The organism is Streptomyces sp. PL-25 (assembly GCF_058344915.1).
Genome location: NZ_CP136997.1, coordinates 2,338,583 through 2,355,933 on the forward strand (window position 1 = coordinate 2,338,583; position 17,351 = coordinate 2,355,933).

Genomic DNA, 17,351 nt, shown 5'->3' on the forward strand with positions numbered 1-17,351 from the left:
GCGCTGTGCAAGGTGAGCGACGCCCGCCACATGACCGTCCGTCACGCCGCGACCACAGGGTGTGCCCGGGTGCGCGGCGGCGGGTGCCGCCGGGCACCCGCGCCCGTCCCTAGAACGGCTCGAAGTCGTCGTACTCCTGCTCGGTCTCGTCGCGCTCGGCCTGCCGGTCGCGACGGCGCTGGGCGGCCGGGCGGGGCGCCTCGAAACGGTGGTCCTCGCCGCGGCGGCCGAGCATCTCGGCACCCGCCATCACGGACGGCTCCCAGTCGAAGACGACCGCGTTGTCCTCGGGGCCGATGGCGACGCCGTCGCCGGAGCGGGCGCCCGCCTTCAGCAACTGGTCCTCGACACCGAGGCGGTTGAGCCGGTCGGCGAGGTAGCCCACGGCCTCGTCGTTGTTGAAGTCGGTCTGCCGCACCCAGCGTTCGGGCTTCTCGCCGCGCACGCGGAACAGGCCCTCCTCCTCGCGGGTGACCGTGAAACCGGCCTCGTCGACGGCCTTGGGCCGGATGACGACGCGCGTCGCCTCCTCCTTCGGCCGGGCGGCCCGCGCCGTGGCGACCAGTTCGGCCAGGGCGTACGACAGCTCCTTCAGGCCGGTGTGCGCCACCGCCGACACCTCGAAGACGCGGTAGCCGCGCGACTCCAGGTCGGGCCGGACCATCTCGGCGAGGTCCTTGCCGTCGGGTACGTCGATCTTGTTGAGGACGACCACGCGCGGCCGGTTGCCCAGGCCGCCGTACTGGCGCAGCTCCTCCTCGATGATGTCGAGGTCGGAGACCGGGTCGCGGTCCGACTCCAGGGTGGCGGTGTCCAGTACGTGCACGAGGACGCTGCACCGCTCCACGTGCCGCAGGAACTCCAGGCCCAGCCCCCTGCCCTGGCTGGCGCCGGGGATGAGACCGGGCACGTCGGCGACGGTGTACACGGTCGAACCCGCCGTCACCACACCGAGGTTGGGCACCAGGGTGGTGAACGGGTAGTCGGCGATCTTCGGCTTGGCGGCGCTGAGCACGGAGATCAGCGACGACTTGCCGGCGCTCGGGTAGCCGACCAGCGCCACGTCGGCGACGGTCTTCAGCTCCAGGACGATGTCCCCGAGGTCACCGGGCTCGCCGAGCAGCGCGAAGCCGGGCGCCTTGCGGCGTGCCGAGGCCAGCGCCGCGTTGCCCAGGCCGCCCCGGCCGCCCTGCGCGGCGACGTAGGAGGTGCCGTGGCCGATCAGGTCGGCCAGCACGTTGCCCGCCCGGTCCAGCACGACCGTGCCGTCCGGCACCGGCAGCACCAGGTCCTCGCCGTCCTTGCCGGACCGGTTGCCGCCCTCGCCGGGCTTGCCGTTGGTGGCCTTGCGGTGCGGCGAGTGGTGGTATTCGAGCAGCGTGGTGACGGACTGGTCGACGGTGAGGATCACGTCCCCGCCGCGTCCGCCGGTGCCGCCGTCCGGGCCGCCCAGCGGCTTGAACTTCTCACGGTGCACGGAGGCACAGCCGTGGCCCCCGTTACCCGCGGCGACATGCAGTTCGACGCGGTCCACGAAGGTGGTCATGTTGGTGCCTCCAGAAACTACGGGAATATCTCTTGGGTAACACGCGAAAGGCGGACCCGCCTTCCCGACCGGGAAGTGAGGTCCGCCTCGCGAAAGCCTCCGGTCAGGCGACCGGGACGATGTTCACGACCTTGCGGCCGCGGTGGGTGCCGAACTCCACCGCGCCGGGCTGGAGCGCGAACAGCGTGTCGTCGCCGCCACGGCCGACGCCCGCGCCGGGGTGGAAGTGGGTGCCGCGCTGGCGGATGATGATCTCACCGGCGTTCACGACCTGACCGCCGAAGCGCTTCACGCCGAGCCGCTGGGCATTCGAGTCGCGACCGTTCCGGGTGGACGATGCGCCCTTCTTGTGTGCCATGTCTCCTCAGTCCCTTACTTCGCAGCCGCGGGGATCTCAGTGACCTTGATCGCCGTGTACTGCTGGCGGTGGCCCTGACGACGGCGGTAGCCGGTCTTGTTCTTGTAGCGCAGAATGTCGATCTTCTGGCCCTTGTGGTGGTCCACGACCTCGGCCTGGACCTTGATGCCGGCCAGCACCCACGGGTCGCTGGTCACAGCGTCGCCGTCGACAACGAGCAGGGTCGAGAGCTCGACCGTGTCGCCAACCTTGGCAGTGGAAATCTTGTCAACCTCAACGATGTCGCCGACAGCAACCTTGTGCTGGCGACCACCGCTGCGCACGATGGCGTACACGCGGATCTCACTCTCTCGCTCGGAAACGGCACCCCCGCAGTCCAGCCGCCCGGACACAGGACACGCACGGCCTCTCCCGGTCACGGCCCGTGCCCGGAAGGAAGAGGTTTACGGGGATGTGGCGTGCCGATCGACACGCCGACGGTCAAGGTTACGGGGCCCGGCGTGAGGGGTCAAACCGGGCCCGCGGACCCCACACAGGCCACCGGGGGCGCACCACAGGCCACCGGGGCGCAGCACCGCCGCAGCACCGCGCGTACACCGCGCGTATATAAGGACAGCTTTCCGCCGGGAGCGGGCGCCCCTCCCCCGCACGCCGTCCGCCGCGCCCTCCTCCGGGGCATGACAAGGATCACAGCCGCCGCACAGGAAGACCTCCTTGACACCGGTCGCGGCCACCGCCCGACGGCACGTCAGGGGGCGTCCGGGAGGTGTTCGACGCGGTCGCGGAGGTGCGGGCCGACGGGCACGGGCCGGGGGCGGCGGACGCCCTCCGCACGTCCGGCCGAGGGCGCTCGGCACGGGACATGGCCCGTTCCAGCCACCCCGTATGCTTCCTGGGCAAAGCCCAACACCGGAAGGCATAGAGAGTGAACTACAGGGTTCAGCCCACTGCCCAGGTCGCCGAGACCGCCGAGATCGGGGCCGGGAGCAGCGTCTGGGAGCTCGCGCAGATCCGCGAGGACGCCCGGCTCGGCGAAGGCTGCGTGGTGGGCCGCGGAGCGTACGTGGGCACCGGTGTGCGGATAGGCGACAACGTCAAGCTGCAGAACTACGCTCTCGTGTACGAACCCGCCGAGCTCGGCGACGGTGTCTTCGTCGGCCCCGCCGTGGTGCTCACCAACGACCACAACCCGCGCTCCGTCGACCCCGCCGGCAAGCAGAAGCGCGGCGGCGACTGGGAGGCCGTGGGCGTCAAGGTCCAGGAGGGCGCCTCGCTCGGGGCGCGTTCGGTGTGTGTCGCCCCGGTGCGGGTCGGCCGCTGGGCGATGGTCGCCGCCGGCGCCGTCGTGACCAAGGACGTGCCGGACTTCGCGCTGGTCGTCGGAGTCCCCGCGCGCCGCATCGGCTGGGTCGGGCGGGCCGGTGTCCGGCTGACCGAGCACGAGGACGGCAGCGGCACTTGGGAGTGCCCGCAGACCGGTTCCCTGTACGACGAGAAGGACGGCGTTCTCACCGAGCGCTGAACCGCACACCGAGCACAAAGACAGCACGTGACATGTGGCGCGCGGCGGTAATTCTCTACCCAATGTGCCCATAGAAAGGGTTCCCCGACCACCATGCCGCTTGGATCACGCGGACGCCGTCCACGCGTTCTCTATCTCGCGTACTACTTTCCTCCGAGCCGCGCGAGCGGCATATTCCGGGCCCGTGCCACGGCCAACCACTTCGCGAAGGCCGGATGGGACGTCACCGTCTACACCGCCCCGCGCGAGTTCTTCCAGACGTACCTGCACAACGCCTGCGACCCGTCCCTAGAGGACACCATCGACCCCGATGTCACCGTGGTGCGGCCCCCCATGGGGTACTACGCCTGGGAGAAGGAGATACGCAAGTACGGCCGGCTGCGCCGTAATTTCCCGACCGTCGCCGGGAACCTGTACAAGCTCTTCCAGAACAAGGTGTTCCCCGAGCACTACCTCACCTGGATACCCGGTGTTCTCTCCCACGCGGTGAAGGCGCATTTCAAGCAGAAATTCGACCTGATCATAGCGACCGGGAACCCCTTCGTCTCCTTCGCCGCCGCCCAGGTGCTCGGAAAGCTCCTGCGCGTCCCCTACGCGGTCGACTACCGCGACTCGTGGACCTTCAACCAGTTCACCGAGGAGCTGAAGTTCCCGGAGGACAGCAAGGCCTTCGAGTGGGAGGCGAAGGTGCTGCGGGACGCCTCCGAGATCGTCTTCGTCAACGACGGCATGCGGCAGTGGCACATCGACCGCTACCCGTACGCCGCGGACCGCATGACCGTGGTGCCGAACGGCTGGGAGCCCGAGCTGATGGGCGACCTGCCCTTCTCGCCGCCCCCCGCCGACCGCCCGCTCCGCTTCGGCTATCTGGGCACCGTCACCTCCTACCTCCCCCTCGAAGAGCTCTTCGAGGGCTGGCGGCTGGCCCGCAGCCATCCGCTGCTCCGCGACGCCGAACTGGACATCCACGGCCACCTGGGCTTCTTCCCGCAGGACGTGGCGCCGCTCATGGAGCGGCTGCCGGTGGAGGAGAACATCGGCGTCCACTACCGCGGCGCCTTCGGCAAGACCGAGGCCAGGGCCGTCTACGAGCGGACGGACGCGCTGGTCTTCTGCGTTCCCGGCGCCCGCTATGTGACGTCCGGCAAGGTCTTCGAGTACATGGCGTCCGGCAAGCCCATCGTCTCGGTGCACCGGCCCGACATCGCCGCGACCGAGGTGCTCGACGGCTACCCGCTGTGGTACCGCGGCAGCGAACTGACCGCCGACGAGGTCGCCAAGTCGTTCATCGCGGCCGCCGAGGGTGCCCGCGGCATCGACCGCGCACAGCACGACCAGGCCGTGGCCCACGCCCAGACATACACCCGCGAGGCCACTCTCGGGCCGTGGGAGCAGCGGATGCGCGACCTGGTGGGAGGGACCCGATGAGCACCAGCACGACCACGACCGGCCACGTCCTGTACCTCGCCCTGGGCGAGTACCGGGTCCGGGCCACCCGGGCCCACGTCGAGGGGTTCGCGGCCGAGGGACGCCCCGTCGTCCTGGTGATCGCGGACCGCCCCGAATGGGACGACCTGCCGGAGATCCCCGGCGTGCGCGTGCTGCGCGTCGAGCGGGACAAGAAGGGCTCCGCGTGGCGGGCGGCGCGCAAGCTCGTCCTGGCCTCGAACGGCCCGCTGCGCGGCGCCGGGCTGCTCGTCGCCGGTGACGCCCAGGCGCTCCCGCTCGCGTGGGCGGCACTGCGCCGCCGGCCGGGCATCGAGTTCCGGCTGGAGCCGTACGACAACGGCGGCCGGGTCAGCGAGCCCGCCGACCTCGCGGTGGTCACGCCCTGGTACCCGTCGCCGAACAACCCGTTCGCCGGGTCGTTCGTGCAGGCCGCCACCGAGGCCGTGCGGGACCACTACGACCGCATCTCGATCCTGCACACCGAGGACTGGTCGGGATCCGCGCCCGCCCTCCTCGAGGACGCCGTCAAGGTGACGGCCGACCGCCTGCTGGACCGCCGCGAGCTGATCCCCGTCCTCGACACCCCGACCGGGGTCGTCACCCGTGTGCCGGTGCCGCTGACCACCCGCCGCAACTACGCCGCCTGGGCCACCGCGCAGGAGGCCGCGCTGCGCAAGGCGCTGCCGACCGGCCGGATCGAGGCACCGGTCGTCCACGCCCACACCGCGATCTACGGCGGTGTGCACGCGATGCGTCTGGCCCGGCCCGACGCGCGGATCGTGATCACCGAGCACTCCACCTTCCTGGAGAAGATCTTCAAGCAGTCGGCCGGGCGCCGCCTGTACGACGAGGTGCTGGAGCGCGCGGACGAGTTCCTGTGCGTCGGCAGCTATCTGCGCGACCAGATCGTCCGCGAGTTCCCGCACCACGCGGGCAAGATCCGGATCCTTCCGAACGTCATCGACTTCGACCGGTTCACGCCCGAGGCCACGCCCTCCGAGAAGCTGCTGAAGTGGCTGTACCTCGGCCGTCTGCTCCCGCACAAGGGCGTCATGCCGCTGCTGGAGGCGTTCGCCCTGGTCGCGGAGCAGGAGCCGGAGGCGACGCTGACCATGGTCGGCGCCGGCGCGCTGGAGGACGACCTGTGCGAGCGGGCCGCGGAGCTGGGCCTGGGCGACCGCTTCCGTGTCCTCCCGCCGGTGCCGCCGGAGGAGGTCAACGCGCTCATGCACCAGTACGACCTGCTGGTGCACGCCAGCCGCTTCGAGACCTTCGGCATGACCGTCGTCGAGGCGAACGCGGCCGGCCTGCCGGTCCTGGTGACCAAGAGCCACGGGCCCGAGGAGACACTGGCCGGCCTGGAGGACCTCGCCGGCGCGCTGATGGACGTCAGCGACGACCCGACCGTCATCACGGACGCGTACTGGAAGCTGCGCGAGCGCTTCCACGAGCTGGACCTGGAGAAGGCGCGCCGGGAGCTGATGGCCAAGTACAGCCGCGAAGTGGTCGGGCGGCAGCTCATCGAGGTGTACGAGGACCGGGCACCGGCCATCGAGATCCCGTCGGCACCGGAGGCGCCGGAGGCACCGGAGCCGTCCGCGCCGCGGGAGATCCCCGCCGGAGCGGAGTCCGCGGCCGTCGAGGTCTCGGCGGCGGAGCCGGGCCGGGTCGTCATCCTCGCCTACACGCCGGCCCGCCCGCGCCGGGTCGCCAACTTCGCGAACGAACTCGTCCGCCGTGGCGTCCAGGTCGACCTGGTCACCGCCCGCCGCAAGGCGTGGACCCGGACCGACCTCGACCCGCGCGTCTCCTTCGTCACCATCGAGACGGCCGAGGCGTCGCTGTTCATCCCGCGCGGTGAGCGCTTCGTCGTGTACCGGGCGCCCCGCGCGGTGCTGCGCCGCGCCGACCGGCTGGCGGAGCGGCAGCGCGACGCGGTCGCGCCCGAGCTGGCGGTGAAGGTCGCCCGGCGCGCCCACAACAAGGTGGCGCACGGCTTCCACAAGAAGGTGTTCCAGCGCGGGTACCGGGTGGTGCGCCCGCGGATCCTGGCGAAGATCGCCGCCAACGAGGCGCTGCCGCAGCTGCGTCTCGACGAGACGCAGCACGTCTTCCTGGCGGACACCAACGCCACGACGACGGCGTGGCGGATGGCCCGGACGCACCCGCATCTGACGGTCACCAACCGCATGGACCTCACCCTGTTCGAGCACCTGCCCGTGCTCGACTAGGACGTCCCGCGCACGACGACGGCCGGTCCCCCTCCCGCTCCGCGGGAGCAGGGGACCGGCCGTCGTCGTATCCACGGGCGGGAAACGCGGGAGGCGGCACCCCGGTCGTACCGGTGGGTGCCGCCTCCCGCTGGGCGGGCGGGTCAGCCGCCGATGACGACCCGGCGCACGCCCTTCCACGCCTCCGGGTCGGTCGTACGGCGGCCGTCGACCAGCACGGTGACGTCCGGCAGGTCGGCCGGGGTCAGCGAGCGGTACTCGGCGTGGTCGGCCTGGAGGATCGCGGCGGTGACCTTCTCGCCCTGGTGCGGGGCCAGGCCGTGCGCGGCGAGCTCCTCGGCCGTGTACATCGGGTCCGAGACGAAGGGGACGGCCCCGCGCGCCTTCAGCGCCTCCACGGTCGGGAAGACACCGGAGAACGCGGTCTCCTTGACGCCGCCGCGGTAGGCGGCGCCGAGCACGAGGACGTGCACGTCGGTCAGGTCGCCGTAGGCGGCGGCCAGCAGGTCGACGGCGTACTCGGGCATCGCCGCGTTCGCCTCGCGGGCGGAGCGCACGACCGTGGCGGACGGGTCGTTCCACAGGTACATCCGCGGGTAGATCGGGATGCAGTGGCCGCCGACCGCGATGCCCGGCTGGTGGATGTGGCTGTAGGGCTGCGAGTTGCAGGCCTCGATGACCTTCTTGACGTCGATGCCGTTGCCGTCGGCGAAGCGCGCGAACTGGTTGGCCAGGCCGATGTTGACGTCCCGGTAGGTGGTCTCGGCGAGCTTGGCCAGCTCGGACGCCTCGGCGGTGCCCAGGTCCCACACGCCGTTCGCCCGGGGCAGGTCGTCCCGCTCGTCGAAGTCGAGGACCTGCTCGTAGAACGCCACACCGCGGGCCGTGGAGGCCTCGTCGATGCCGCCGACCAGCTTCGGGTAGCGGCGCAGGTCGGAGAAGACCCGGCCGGTGAGGACGCGCTCGGGCGAGAAGACCAGGTGGAAGTCCTCGCCCGCACTCAGGCCGGAGCCCTCGGCCAGCATCGGCGCCCAGCGGGTACGGGTGGTGCCGACCGGCAGCGTGGTCTCGTACGAGACGAGGGTGCCCGGCTTCAGGCCCTTGGCGATCGCCTCGGTGGCCGAGTCCATCCAGCCGAAGTCCGGCACGCCCTCGGCGTCGACGAACAGCGGAACGACGACGACGACGGCCTCGGACTGCGCGACGGCCGCCGCGGTGTCCGTGGTCGCGCTGAGCAGTCCCGCGTCGACGGCCTCCTTGAGCTTGACGTCCAGCTCGTGTTCACCGGGGAACGGCTCCGTACCGGCGTTGACCAGCTCGACGACCTTCTCGTTGACGTCCGCGCCGATGACCCGGTGCCCCTTGGCGGCGAACTGCACCGCCAGCGGAAGCCCGATCTTGCCGAGCGCTACTACACAGATGTTCATGAGCGGTCGTTACTTCCTTTTCGAACCGTTCGGCTTCTTGGCACCGGTCGGCCGGAGGCCGACCGCCCGGAGTCTCTTCAGACGCCGGGCGAGGGCCGCCCGCACCCGGGGGGTCAGCACGCGCTTCTGCGAGGAGGCCAGTACCGTCCTCACCCGGGTGGTCAGCGGCGGATACAGCTGCGCGGTGGAAACCACCACACGGCCCTTGCCGTTCACGACGGCGCTCGCCCGGTAGGGGGCGTCGCTGCCGCCCCACAGACGGGCCAACGGCATGGGCTTGTCCTTGCCGGGCACGGGGATCTCGTACGTCGAACCGGCGATGTCCAGATAGACCCGCACCCCCAGCTTGGCGGTGCGCCGCGCCAGCGGGATCCGGGCGTCCACCACGGTCCCGCGGCCGTCGGCGGCGGGCTCGCGGGTGATCTCCCCCACCGGGTCGGCGAGCCGGGCCCCGGCCGGCAGCGGCCTGCCGCCGGCCTTGTCCGCCGACTTGGGCAGGGCGCCCTGCGTGAGGCGCAGCGTGATCCCGGCACCGCCGGTGTCACCGGTCACCGGGACCCGGACGGACGCCCGGTAGGTGATCCGCTCGCCGTGCTGCTCCCAGGCGCTGTCGAGCAGTTCCGTCCCCCGGGCGAGCTGCCCGGCGACGTTGTCCTGGAACACCTCGTAGCAGCGGTCGGGCAGTCCGGGCCACGCGGCGCGGAAGCCCGGGTAGCGGACGTGGACGCGTCCGTCCTCCATGAGCAGCGACGGGCCCTCGCCCGTCGTCTCGGACGTGATCGCCTCGCACAGCGCGTCGACCGCGCCGGCCTGGGCCAGGCAGATCCGCACCCGGCGCCTGACGTCCAGGGCGTCCCGGATGCCGTCGGTGAAGTAGGCGTCGGCCAGCCGTCCGATGCCCGCGCAGATCTCCCGCTGCACCTGGCGGTCGAGGGCGGGGAAGTCGTCCTGGACGAGCTTGGACAGCTCCCAGGTGAAATGCCGCAGCAGTACGGCGTCGAGCCGCGGCCCCGGCTCGATGAGACCGGCCGTGAAGTCCATGATCTGCGCCGCGCAGCGCAGCCGGGCCAGATGGTCGGCGCGGTAGGTGATGTTGCTGGCGTCCCCGCGCTTGACCGCGTAGTAGCAGGTGTAGTCGGCCACCACCGATATCCTGCGCGCGCGCACGCACGCCTCGATGGTGAACGGCTGGTCGCTGCCCACCGGCATGTCTTCCGGGAACCGCAGCTTGTGCCGCTCGACCAGCTCGCGCCGGAACAGCTTGGTGTTGGCCAGCGTGAACGGCAGCGCCGAGTCGTAGAGGCTGACGTCCGGGTCGCTCTTCTTGAACAGGGCCTGGTGGACGTACCGGCCGTTCGTGCCGACCATCTTGCCGACGACGACGTCCGAACCGTGCTTGTCGGCGCACGCCACCATGCGCTCCAGCGCCTTCTCCCCGAGGTGGTCGTCGGAGCCGATGAAGTACACGTACCGGCCCGTGGCCACCTCCAGCGCCCGGTTGCTGGGTGCGGCCGGGCCGCCGGAGTTGGCCTGGTGGATCACCTTGACGGTGTCCGGGTAGAGCGCGGCGAAGCGGTCGAGTTCACGACCGCTGTCGTCCGTGGAGCCGTCGTCGACCGCGACGATCTCCAGCCGCTTGCGGCCGATGCTCTGCCCCACCAGGGAGTTCAGGCACTCCGTCAGGTAGGGCATGGTGTTGTAGACGGCGACGACCACACTCACGTCGGGTGTGGCACTCACCGCTCTCTCAGGCATGGGATGCCAGGTCCTCCGGCTGAAGGGAGACGCTCCGGTTCTGCGTGGCCGACTCCAGCACCGCCGCCGCCACCTCCACCGTCCGCATGCCCTGGCGCAGGGTGCAGATGTCCGCGGGCTTGCCGAGCACCGCGTCGCGGAACAGTTCGTGCTCCACGAGGAGCGGCTCGCGCTTCTGGATGGCGTACCGGATCATGTCGCCCTCGGAGACACCGCGGAAGGCCTGGAGGGCCTCCCACTCGGTCGTCACCGCGGCGTTGGAGTGGAACGTCAGGTCGGCGGTGAGGGTGTCCGCGATGAAGCAGCCGCGCTCGCCGGTGACCGAGGTGAAGCGCTCCTTGAGCGGGCTCAGCCAGTTGACCAGGTGGTTCACCATGGTGCCGTCTTCGAGGCGGCCGACCGCGGAGACCATGTCCTCGTGCTCGCGGCCGCTCTTGGAGACGGTGTGCGCGGTGATGGAGACGTACGGGCTGCCCGTCACCCAGCCGGTGAGGTCGATGTCGTGCGTCGCCAGGTCCTTGACCACGCCGACATCGGCTATGCGGTGCGGGAAGGGGCCCTGACGCCGCGTCACGACCTGGTAGACGTCGCCCAGCTCACCGGCCTCCAGACGGGCCCGCAGCGAACGCAGCGCCGGGTTGCACCGCTCGATGTGGCCGACTCCGGCCACCAGGCCGCGCGACTCGAACGCCTCGACCAGGCGCCGCGCCCCCGCCACGGTGTCGGCGACCGGCTTCTCCACCAGCGCGCAGACACCGGCCTCGGCGAGCGCCAGGCCGACCTCCTCGTGCAGCCCGGTGGGGCACGCCACGACGGCGTAGTCGACGCCCAGGTCGATCAGTTCCTGGACGGTGCTCAGCACGGGCGCGCCGTGCGCGGCGCCGTGCTTGTCGCCCATCGGGTCGACGGCGCCGACGAACTCGACGCCTTCGAGGCCGGCCAGGACGCGGGCGTGGTGGCGCCCCATCGAACCCAGTCCGACGAGTCCCGCCCGCAGGGCCTTGGTGGTGGTCACTGCTGCTCTCCCAGCGCGTTCACGGCGGACACGATGCGCTCCAGGTCCGCCTGGGCCAGGGCCGGGTGGACGGGCAGCGACACGACCTCGGCGGCGGCGCGCTCGGTCTCCGGCAGGTCCCAGGTGCGGCCGGCCTTCTGGTCCGGCTCCCAGTACGGCTTGAGCCGGTGGATCGGCGTCGGGTAGTACACGGCGTTGCCGATGCCGGCCTCGGTCAGGCGGGCCATCGCGGCGTCCCGGTCGCCCCGGACCCGGACGGTGTACTGGTGGTACACGTGCCGGGCGCCCTCGGCGACCTTCGGCGTGACCACGTTCGGCGCGGTGATGTGCTCGGTGAGGTAGGAGGCGTTGGCGATGCGCTGCTCGGTCCAGCCGTCCAGCTTGGCGCGCTGGACCCGCCCGATCGCGGCGGCCACGTCGGTCATGCGCATGTTGGCGCCGACGATCTCGTTGGCGTAGCGCTGCTCCATGCCCTGGTTGCGCAGCAGGCGCAGGGTGCGGGCCAGCTCCGCGTCGGCGGTGCTGACCAGGCCGCCCTCGAGGGCGTGCATGTTCTTGGTGGGGTAGAAGCTGAACGTGCCCGCGGCGCCGAAGGCACCGACCGGCGTGCCGTGCAGCGCGGCCGCGTGCGCCTGGCAGGCGTCCTCGACCACGGCCAGGCCGTGCTTCTCGGCGATGGCCATGATCCGGTCCATCGCCGCGGGGTGGCCGTACAGGTGGACCGGCATGATCGCGGCGGTGCGCGGCGTGAGGGCCGCCTCGACGGCCGCGGGGTCCAGGCAGAAGGTGTCCGCCTCGATGTCGGCGAAGACCACTTCGGCGCCGACCAGGCGCACGGCGTTGGCCGAGGCCGCGAAGGAGAAGGACGGGACGATCACCTCGTCCCCCGGGCCGAGCCCGAGGGCGAGCAGCGCGAGGTGCAGCGCGGAGGTGCCGGAGTTGACCGCGACGCAGTGCCGCCCCTCCACCAGGTCCGAGAACTCCGCCTCGAACGCGGCCACCTCCGGGCCCTGGACGACCCGGCCGCTGCGCAGCACGCGCACCGCCGCCTCGATCTCGTCCTCCCCGATGACGGGTTTGGCGGCCGGTATCAACTCATGGGTGTCGCTCACGACATCCCCCTCCTCATTCGGCGACCTCGACGGCGCACCATGTTCAAGGGTCGGGAAGCGGCGGCGTGCCAATCACGCGTCCGCGCCCCTGGTCGCTCGCCGACCGGTGGGCGGCGAACGGCTTTCGCAGCGGACCTGCCCCGCAGGTGTCCTCGCGAGAGCAGCCGCTGTGCGGACGACGTGACGCGGGTGCTGCACATCGGCTGCGGGCCGACGCGCGTAGCAGCCACCGAGCCCGGGGTCACGTTATCAGCCCGGAAAGAAGATCTTTTCCTACGGGCCGGACCGGGAACACACCGGATACGACCGTGTTGTGTCCCGTTCGCCACGCCCAGTGATCATGTGCGATCACCGGGCGGGCGGATGCGGGAGGCGGGCCGGGGACGGCCCGCCTCCCGGTGCGGACGGATCAGCTCTCGTCGGCCGCGGCGGAGGCCGGGGACGCCGCGGTCTTCTTCGCCGCCGACTTCTTCGCGGCGCCGGCCGTCTTGGCGGTCTTCGTCGCCTTCTTGGCCGTCGCCTTCTTCGCCACGGTCTTCTTGGCCGCCGTCTTCTTGGTCGCGGCCTTCTTCGCCGTGGCCTTCTTGGCGGCCTTGCGGACCGTCTTCTTGGCCGGAGCCTCCTCGGCCGCCTCGGACTCGGCGGCCGCAGCGGGCTCCTCCGCACCGGCCTGGCCCGACGGGACGACCACGACGGCCGCCTCCTCGGACGCGGTCGGCGCGGTGGCCTTGCGCACCGCACGGCGGCGCGGACGGGCCGGAGCCGCCTCTTCCGCGGGCGCCTCGGCCTCGGCCGGAGCGACCGCCGGGGCGGCCTCCTCGGCCGGGACCGGCTGCGGCTCGGGCGCGGTCTCCGCGACCGTCACCACGGCCGCCTCGGCTCCCGCCGGGGAACCGGCCGGAGCCGACGCCCTGCGGGTCGCGCGGCGGCGGGTACGGCCCTTCGGCGCGGCCTCCTCGGCCACCGGCGCCTCCGGCCCGGCGGCCGGGACGACCGGGTCCTCGGCGGCCACCGGCTCGGCCTGCGCCGCCTCGGCTGGCTCCGGACGCACCGGGCGCCCGGCCTCCTGCTCCGCGGTCACCTGCTGAGCGGTCGGCACCTCGGGAGCGGCCGGGGCCGCGCCGTCCGCCGCCGCCTTCGGCGCGCCCGCCGGGGCGGACGCCCGCCGGCTCGCCCGGCGCCGGCCGCGGCCACGGGACGCGGCGGCCTCCGCCTCGGCGACGGAGCTGTACAGCTCCTCGTCCGGGGACAGCTCGAACGCGGGCACCTCGACCGGCTCGGCCTGCGCCTCGACGACGACGTCGGCCTCGGCCTCCGCCTCCTCCTCGGCGGTGGGCACGGCGGCCTGGACCGCCGCGGTCTCGTGCTCGTGCTCGTGCGGCTGCTCGGCACCGGCGCGGGCGCGCTTGCGGCGCTTGCCGCCGCCCCCGACGGCCGTGGGCTGCTCCATGTGCACGATGACACCGCGGCCGTTGCAGTGGACGCAGGTCTCGGAGAAGGACTCCAGCAGGCCCTGGCCCACCCGCTTGCGGGTCATCTGCACCAGGCCCAGCGAGGTCACCTCGGCCACCTGGTGCTTGGTGCGGTCGCGGCCCAGGCACTCCAGCAGGCGGCGCAGCACCAGGTCGCGGTTGGACTCCAGGACCATGTCGATGAAGTCGATCACGATGATGCCGCCGAGGTCGCGCAGCCTGAGCTGGCGCACGATCTCCTCGGCCGCCTCCAGGTTGTTCCTGGTGACCGTCTCCTCCAGGTTGCCGCCCTGGCCGGTGAACTTGCCGGTGTTGACGTCGACGACGACCATCGCCTCGGTCCGGTCGATCACCAGCGAACCGCCGCTGGGCAGCCAGACCTTGCGGTCCAGCGCCTTGGCGAGCTGCTCGTCGATCCGGTACGTGGCGAAGACGTCGACCTCGCTCGTCCAGCGCGACAGGCGCGGGGCGAGGTCCGGGGCGACGTGCGCGACATAGCCGTGGATGGTCTCCCACGCCTCGTCACCGCTGACGACGACCTTGGAGAAGTCCTCGTTGAAGATGTCGCGCACCACGCGGACGGTCATGTCCGGCTCGCCGTACAGCAGGGTCGGCGCGCTGGAGTTGCCGTTCTTCGCCTTCTTGCGGATGTCCTCCCACTGCCCCTGGAGCCGCTCGACGTCGCGGCGCAGCTCCTCCTCGCTCGCGCCCTCGGCGGCGGTGCGCACGATGACGCCCGCGTCGTCGGGGACGATCTTCTTGAGGATGGTCTTCAGCCGGGCCCGCTCGGTGTCGGGCAGCTTGCGGCTGATGCCGGTCATCGAGCCCTCGGGGACGTACACGAGGTAGCGGCCCGGCAGGGAGACCTGGCTGGTCAGACGGGCGCCCTTGTGTCCGATCGGGTCCTTGGTGACCTGGACGAGGACGGACTGCCCGGACTTCAGGGCGGACTCGATGCGGCGCGGCCCGTTGCCCATGCCGAGCGCCTCGAAGTTGACCTCGCCCGCGTACAGCACGGCGTTGCGGCCCTTGCCGATGTCGATGAAGGCGGCCTCCATCGACGGCAGGACGTTCTGCACCTTGCCGAGGTAGACGTTGCCGACGTACGAGACGGCCTGCTCCTTGTTGACGTAGTGCTCGACGAGCACATCGTCCTCGAGGACGCCGATCTGCGTGCGGTCGCCGTTCTGCCGGACCACCATCACGCGCTCGACGGCCTCGCGGCGGGCCAGGAACTCGGCCTCGGTGATGATCGGGACGCGGCGCCGGCCCTGCTCGCGGCCCTCGCGGCGGCGCTGCTTCTTCGCCTCCAGGCGGGTCGAGCCCTTGATGGACTGGACCTCGTCGCTGCCGCCGCCGGGCCGCTCGTCCTTCTTGCCGCGCGGCTCGCGGACCTTGACGACGGTGCGCTCGGGGTCGTCGGCGGACGGCTCGCCGTCCTGGGCGCCGTCCCCGGCCCGGCGACGCCTGCGGCGACGGCGGCGGCTGCTGCTGTTGCCGCCGCCCGCGTGCTCCTCGCCCTCGTCGCTCTCCTCGGACGCGTCCTCGGCGTCCTCCTCGACCTGCTCGGCGGTGTCCTCGGCGTCCTGCGCGGCCTGCGCGGCGGCGAGCTCACCGCTCTCCTCCGGCTCCTCGTCACCGTGCTCGGCGGCCTCGCCGCGGCGCCGGCGGCGGCCACCGCGGCGGCGGCGCCGGCGGGAACCGGACTCCTCACCGTCGTCGCCGTCGTCGCCGTCCGTGAGATCCGCTTCCTCGGCGGACTCGGCGGACTCGGCAGACTCGGCGCCCTTGGCGGACTCCGCCTCGTCGTCGGCGGGCTCGGCGGGCGCCTCGACGGCGTCCTCGGCGGTACGGGCCTCGGGCTCCTCGTCGGCGGCGCCCCGGCGACGGCGGCGGCGCCGCGCCCCGGGCTGCTCGGCCGGCTCGGTCCGCGCGGCCGGCTCCGCCACGGGGGTCTCGGTCCCGTCGGGCTCCTCGTCGTGCGCGGCCTCGGCGGCCGCCTCGGCGGCGGCCCGCTGCGGGGTCTGGAACTGGAACTTCGGCTCGGCGAAGACCGGCGGCTGGAAGACGGCGACGGCGGGCCGCGCGGGCTTGCTCGGCGCGTCGTCCCCGGCGCCGGAGCGCGCGGCGGGCTCGGAGAACCCGGTCGCGGCGCGCCGCTCCACCCGGCGGCGGCCGCGACGCGGCGCGGACTCCTCGGCGGCGGACGCGGACTCGGCGGCGGGAGCCGCGGCGGCGGGCTCGCTCACCTCGGCGGCGGACGCCGCGCCCTTGCGGGTGGCCCGGCGGCGGGCACGCGGCGCGGCGGGCTCCTCGGCAACCTCCGCGGCGGGAGCGGACTCCTCCGCGGCCGGGGCCTCGGCCGTCTCCACGGCGGCCTCGGCGGCGGGCGCCGACACCTTGCGCGTGGCACGGCGACGGGCACGCGGCGCGGCGGGCTCTTCAGCGACCTCTGCGGCGGGAGCGGACTCCTCGGCGACCGGCGCCTCGGCCGCCGTCTCCACGGCGGCCTCGGCAGCGGGCGCCGACACCTTGCGCGTGGCACGTCGACGGGCACGCGGCGCGGCGGGCTCCTCGGCGGCCTCGACGGCGGCGGGCTCCTCGGCCGGCGCGGCGGTCTCGGCGGGCTGCGGCGCACCGGCGGCGGCGGACGCGCGGCGGCGGGCCCGGCGGACGGGCGCGGCGGTCTCGGCGGCGGCCTCCGCGGGCGCGGCCGGCTCCTCCGTACCGCTCACGGCACCGCTCTCGGCGGCCTCGTCGGCGGCACCGGTGGGCGCGGACACGCTGCGCGTGGCGCGGCGGCGGGTACGGCGCGGAGCGGCGGCCTCGCCGCTCTCGACGGTCCCGGCGGACGTCTCGTCCACCGCCTGGGTCTCCTCGGCGGCGGTCGCCGGGACGACGGTCTCGGCGGCCGGGGCCTCGGTGGTCTTCGGTGTCCCGGTGGGCGCGGAGGCCCGACGGCGGGTGCGGCGCGCGGGAGCGGCGGGCTCCTCGGCGGCCGGAGTCCCGGCGGCCTCGACGTCCTCGGCGGACGCAGGCGATACGGCCGGAGCGGTGACCTCGGCCGGTGCCTCGGCGGCACCGGGCGGCCCCGCCGGACGCGACGCGGCGCGGCGCCGGCGGCGCGGCGGCAGCGTGTCGCTGGGGGTGTTCAGTTCTTCGGAACCCTGGGTGGGCTCGGTCGGTTCGAGCATGCGGGCGAATCTCCCGTCAGGCCCCCGGGCGCCGCGCTGGTCCGGTGTCCGATCGCATCGATCGGACACCGCTGACGTCCGCGGCCTCGCGGTTGCGCGATGGCCGCCGTCCGGGGCGCGGGCGCCGCACGGGAGCTCTCTGTGTCCTGTCTCGCCGGTTCCGTACACCTTGTCGCGTACGGCCTGGCGAAAGTCTTGTGGTCGGTGCGCTGCCCGACCCAGGTGGCTCCCGAGTACGAGGGCGGCGCTTTCGACGTCCGTCCCTACGGA

Annotated in this window: 11 protein-coding genes; 3 read left to right on the forward strand and 8 right to left on the reverse strand. The window is 72.8% G+C overall.

All coding sequences use genetic code 11. The features are described from left to right. Positions 1-109 precede the first annotated feature (109 nt). The 3 genes from obgE to rplU form a co-directional block, all read right to left on the reverse strand. A complete protein-coding gene (gene obgE, locus R4Z62_RS10425) occupies positions 110-1,546 on the reverse strand; it encodes a GTPase ObgE (protein WP_491519647.1) in 1,437 nt (478 codons plus the stop codon). Between the two features lie 103 nt (positions 1,547-1,649). Next, positions 1,650-1,904: a 50S ribosomal protein L27 gene (rpmA, locus tag R4Z62_RS10430; RefSeq protein ID WP_018570808.1), complete on the reverse strand. Its 255-nt coding sequence runs from the start codon at positions 1,902-1,904 to the stop codon at positions 1,650-1,652. 14 nt (positions 1,905-1,918) lie between these two features. Continuing rightward, positions 1,919-2,239, reverse strand: coding sequence for a 50S ribosomal protein L21 (gene rplU / locus R4Z62_RS10435; RefSeq protein WP_004931419.1), 321 nt, complete (start codon positions 2,237-2,239; stop codon positions 1,919-1,921). A 590-nt stretch (positions 2,240-2,829) separates the two neighbouring features. On the opposite strand from rplU, the gene R4Z62_RS10440 reads away from it, so the two are divergent. The 3 genes from R4Z62_RS10440 to R4Z62_RS10450 all read left to right on the forward strand — a co-directional run bounded on the left by R4Z62_RS10440 (position 2,830) and on the right by R4Z62_RS10450 (position 7,106). After that, positions 2,830-3,426, forward strand: a complete 597-nt coding sequence (locus R4Z62_RS10440) for an acyltransferase (RefSeq protein ID WP_064533129.1) — start codon at positions 2,830-2,832, stop codon at positions 3,424-3,426. 93 nt (positions 3,427-3,519) lie between these two features. Then, on the forward strand, positions 3,520-4,854 hold the full coding sequence (locus tag R4Z62_RS10445; protein WP_064533130.1) for a glycosyltransferase: 1,335 nt from the start codon (positions 3,520-3,522) through the stop codon (positions 4,852-4,854). Further along, complete coding sequence (locus R4Z62_RS10450) at positions 4,851-7,106, forward strand: glycosyltransferase family 4 protein (protein WP_355475617.1); 2,256 nt, start codon at positions 4,851-4,853, stop codon at positions 7,104-7,106. The genes R4Z62_RS10445 and R4Z62_RS10450 overlap by 4 nt, the downstream gene beginning before the upstream one ends. A 143-nt stretch (positions 7,107-7,249) precedes the next feature. Here R4Z62_RS10450 and R4Z62_RS10455 read toward each other — a convergent pair whose 3' ends face one another. From R4Z62_RS10455 to R4Z62_RS10475, 5 genes are all read right to left on the reverse strand, one after another. Beyond that, positions 7,250-8,533 carry a nucleotide sugar dehydrogenase gene (locus R4Z62_RS10455; RefSeq protein ID WP_491519648.1) on the reverse strand — a complete coding sequence of 428 codons (1,284 nt, stop codon included), beginning with the start codon at positions 8,531-8,533 and terminating at the stop codon, positions 7,250-7,252. A 9-nt stretch (positions 8,534-8,542) separates the two neighbouring features. Continuing rightward, on the reverse strand, positions 8,543-10,288 hold the full coding sequence (locus R4Z62_RS10460; protein WP_389597991.1) for a glycosyltransferase family 2 protein: 1,746 nt from the start codon (positions 10,286-10,288) through the stop codon (positions 8,543-8,545). Further along, complete coding sequence (locus R4Z62_RS10465; protein WP_064537408.1) at positions 10,281-11,255, reverse strand: Gfo/Idh/MocA family protein; 975 nt, start codon at positions 11,253-11,255, stop codon at positions 10,281-10,283. The genes R4Z62_RS10460 and R4Z62_RS10465 overlap by 8 nt, the downstream gene beginning before the upstream one ends. 44 nt (positions 11,256-11,299) lie before the next feature. After that, a complete protein-coding gene (locus tag R4Z62_RS10470; RefSeq protein WP_491519649.1) occupies positions 11,300-12,415 on the reverse strand; it encodes a DegT/DnrJ/EryC1/StrS family aminotransferase in 1,116 nt (371 codons plus the stop codon). Between the two features lie 409 nt (positions 12,416-12,824). Beyond that, entirely contained in the window at positions 12,825-17,081 is a 4,257-nt protein-coding gene (locus tag R4Z62_RS10475; protein ID WP_491519650.1) for an Rne/Rng family ribonuclease, read from the reverse strand. Positions 17,082-17,351: the final 270 nt, after the last annotated feature.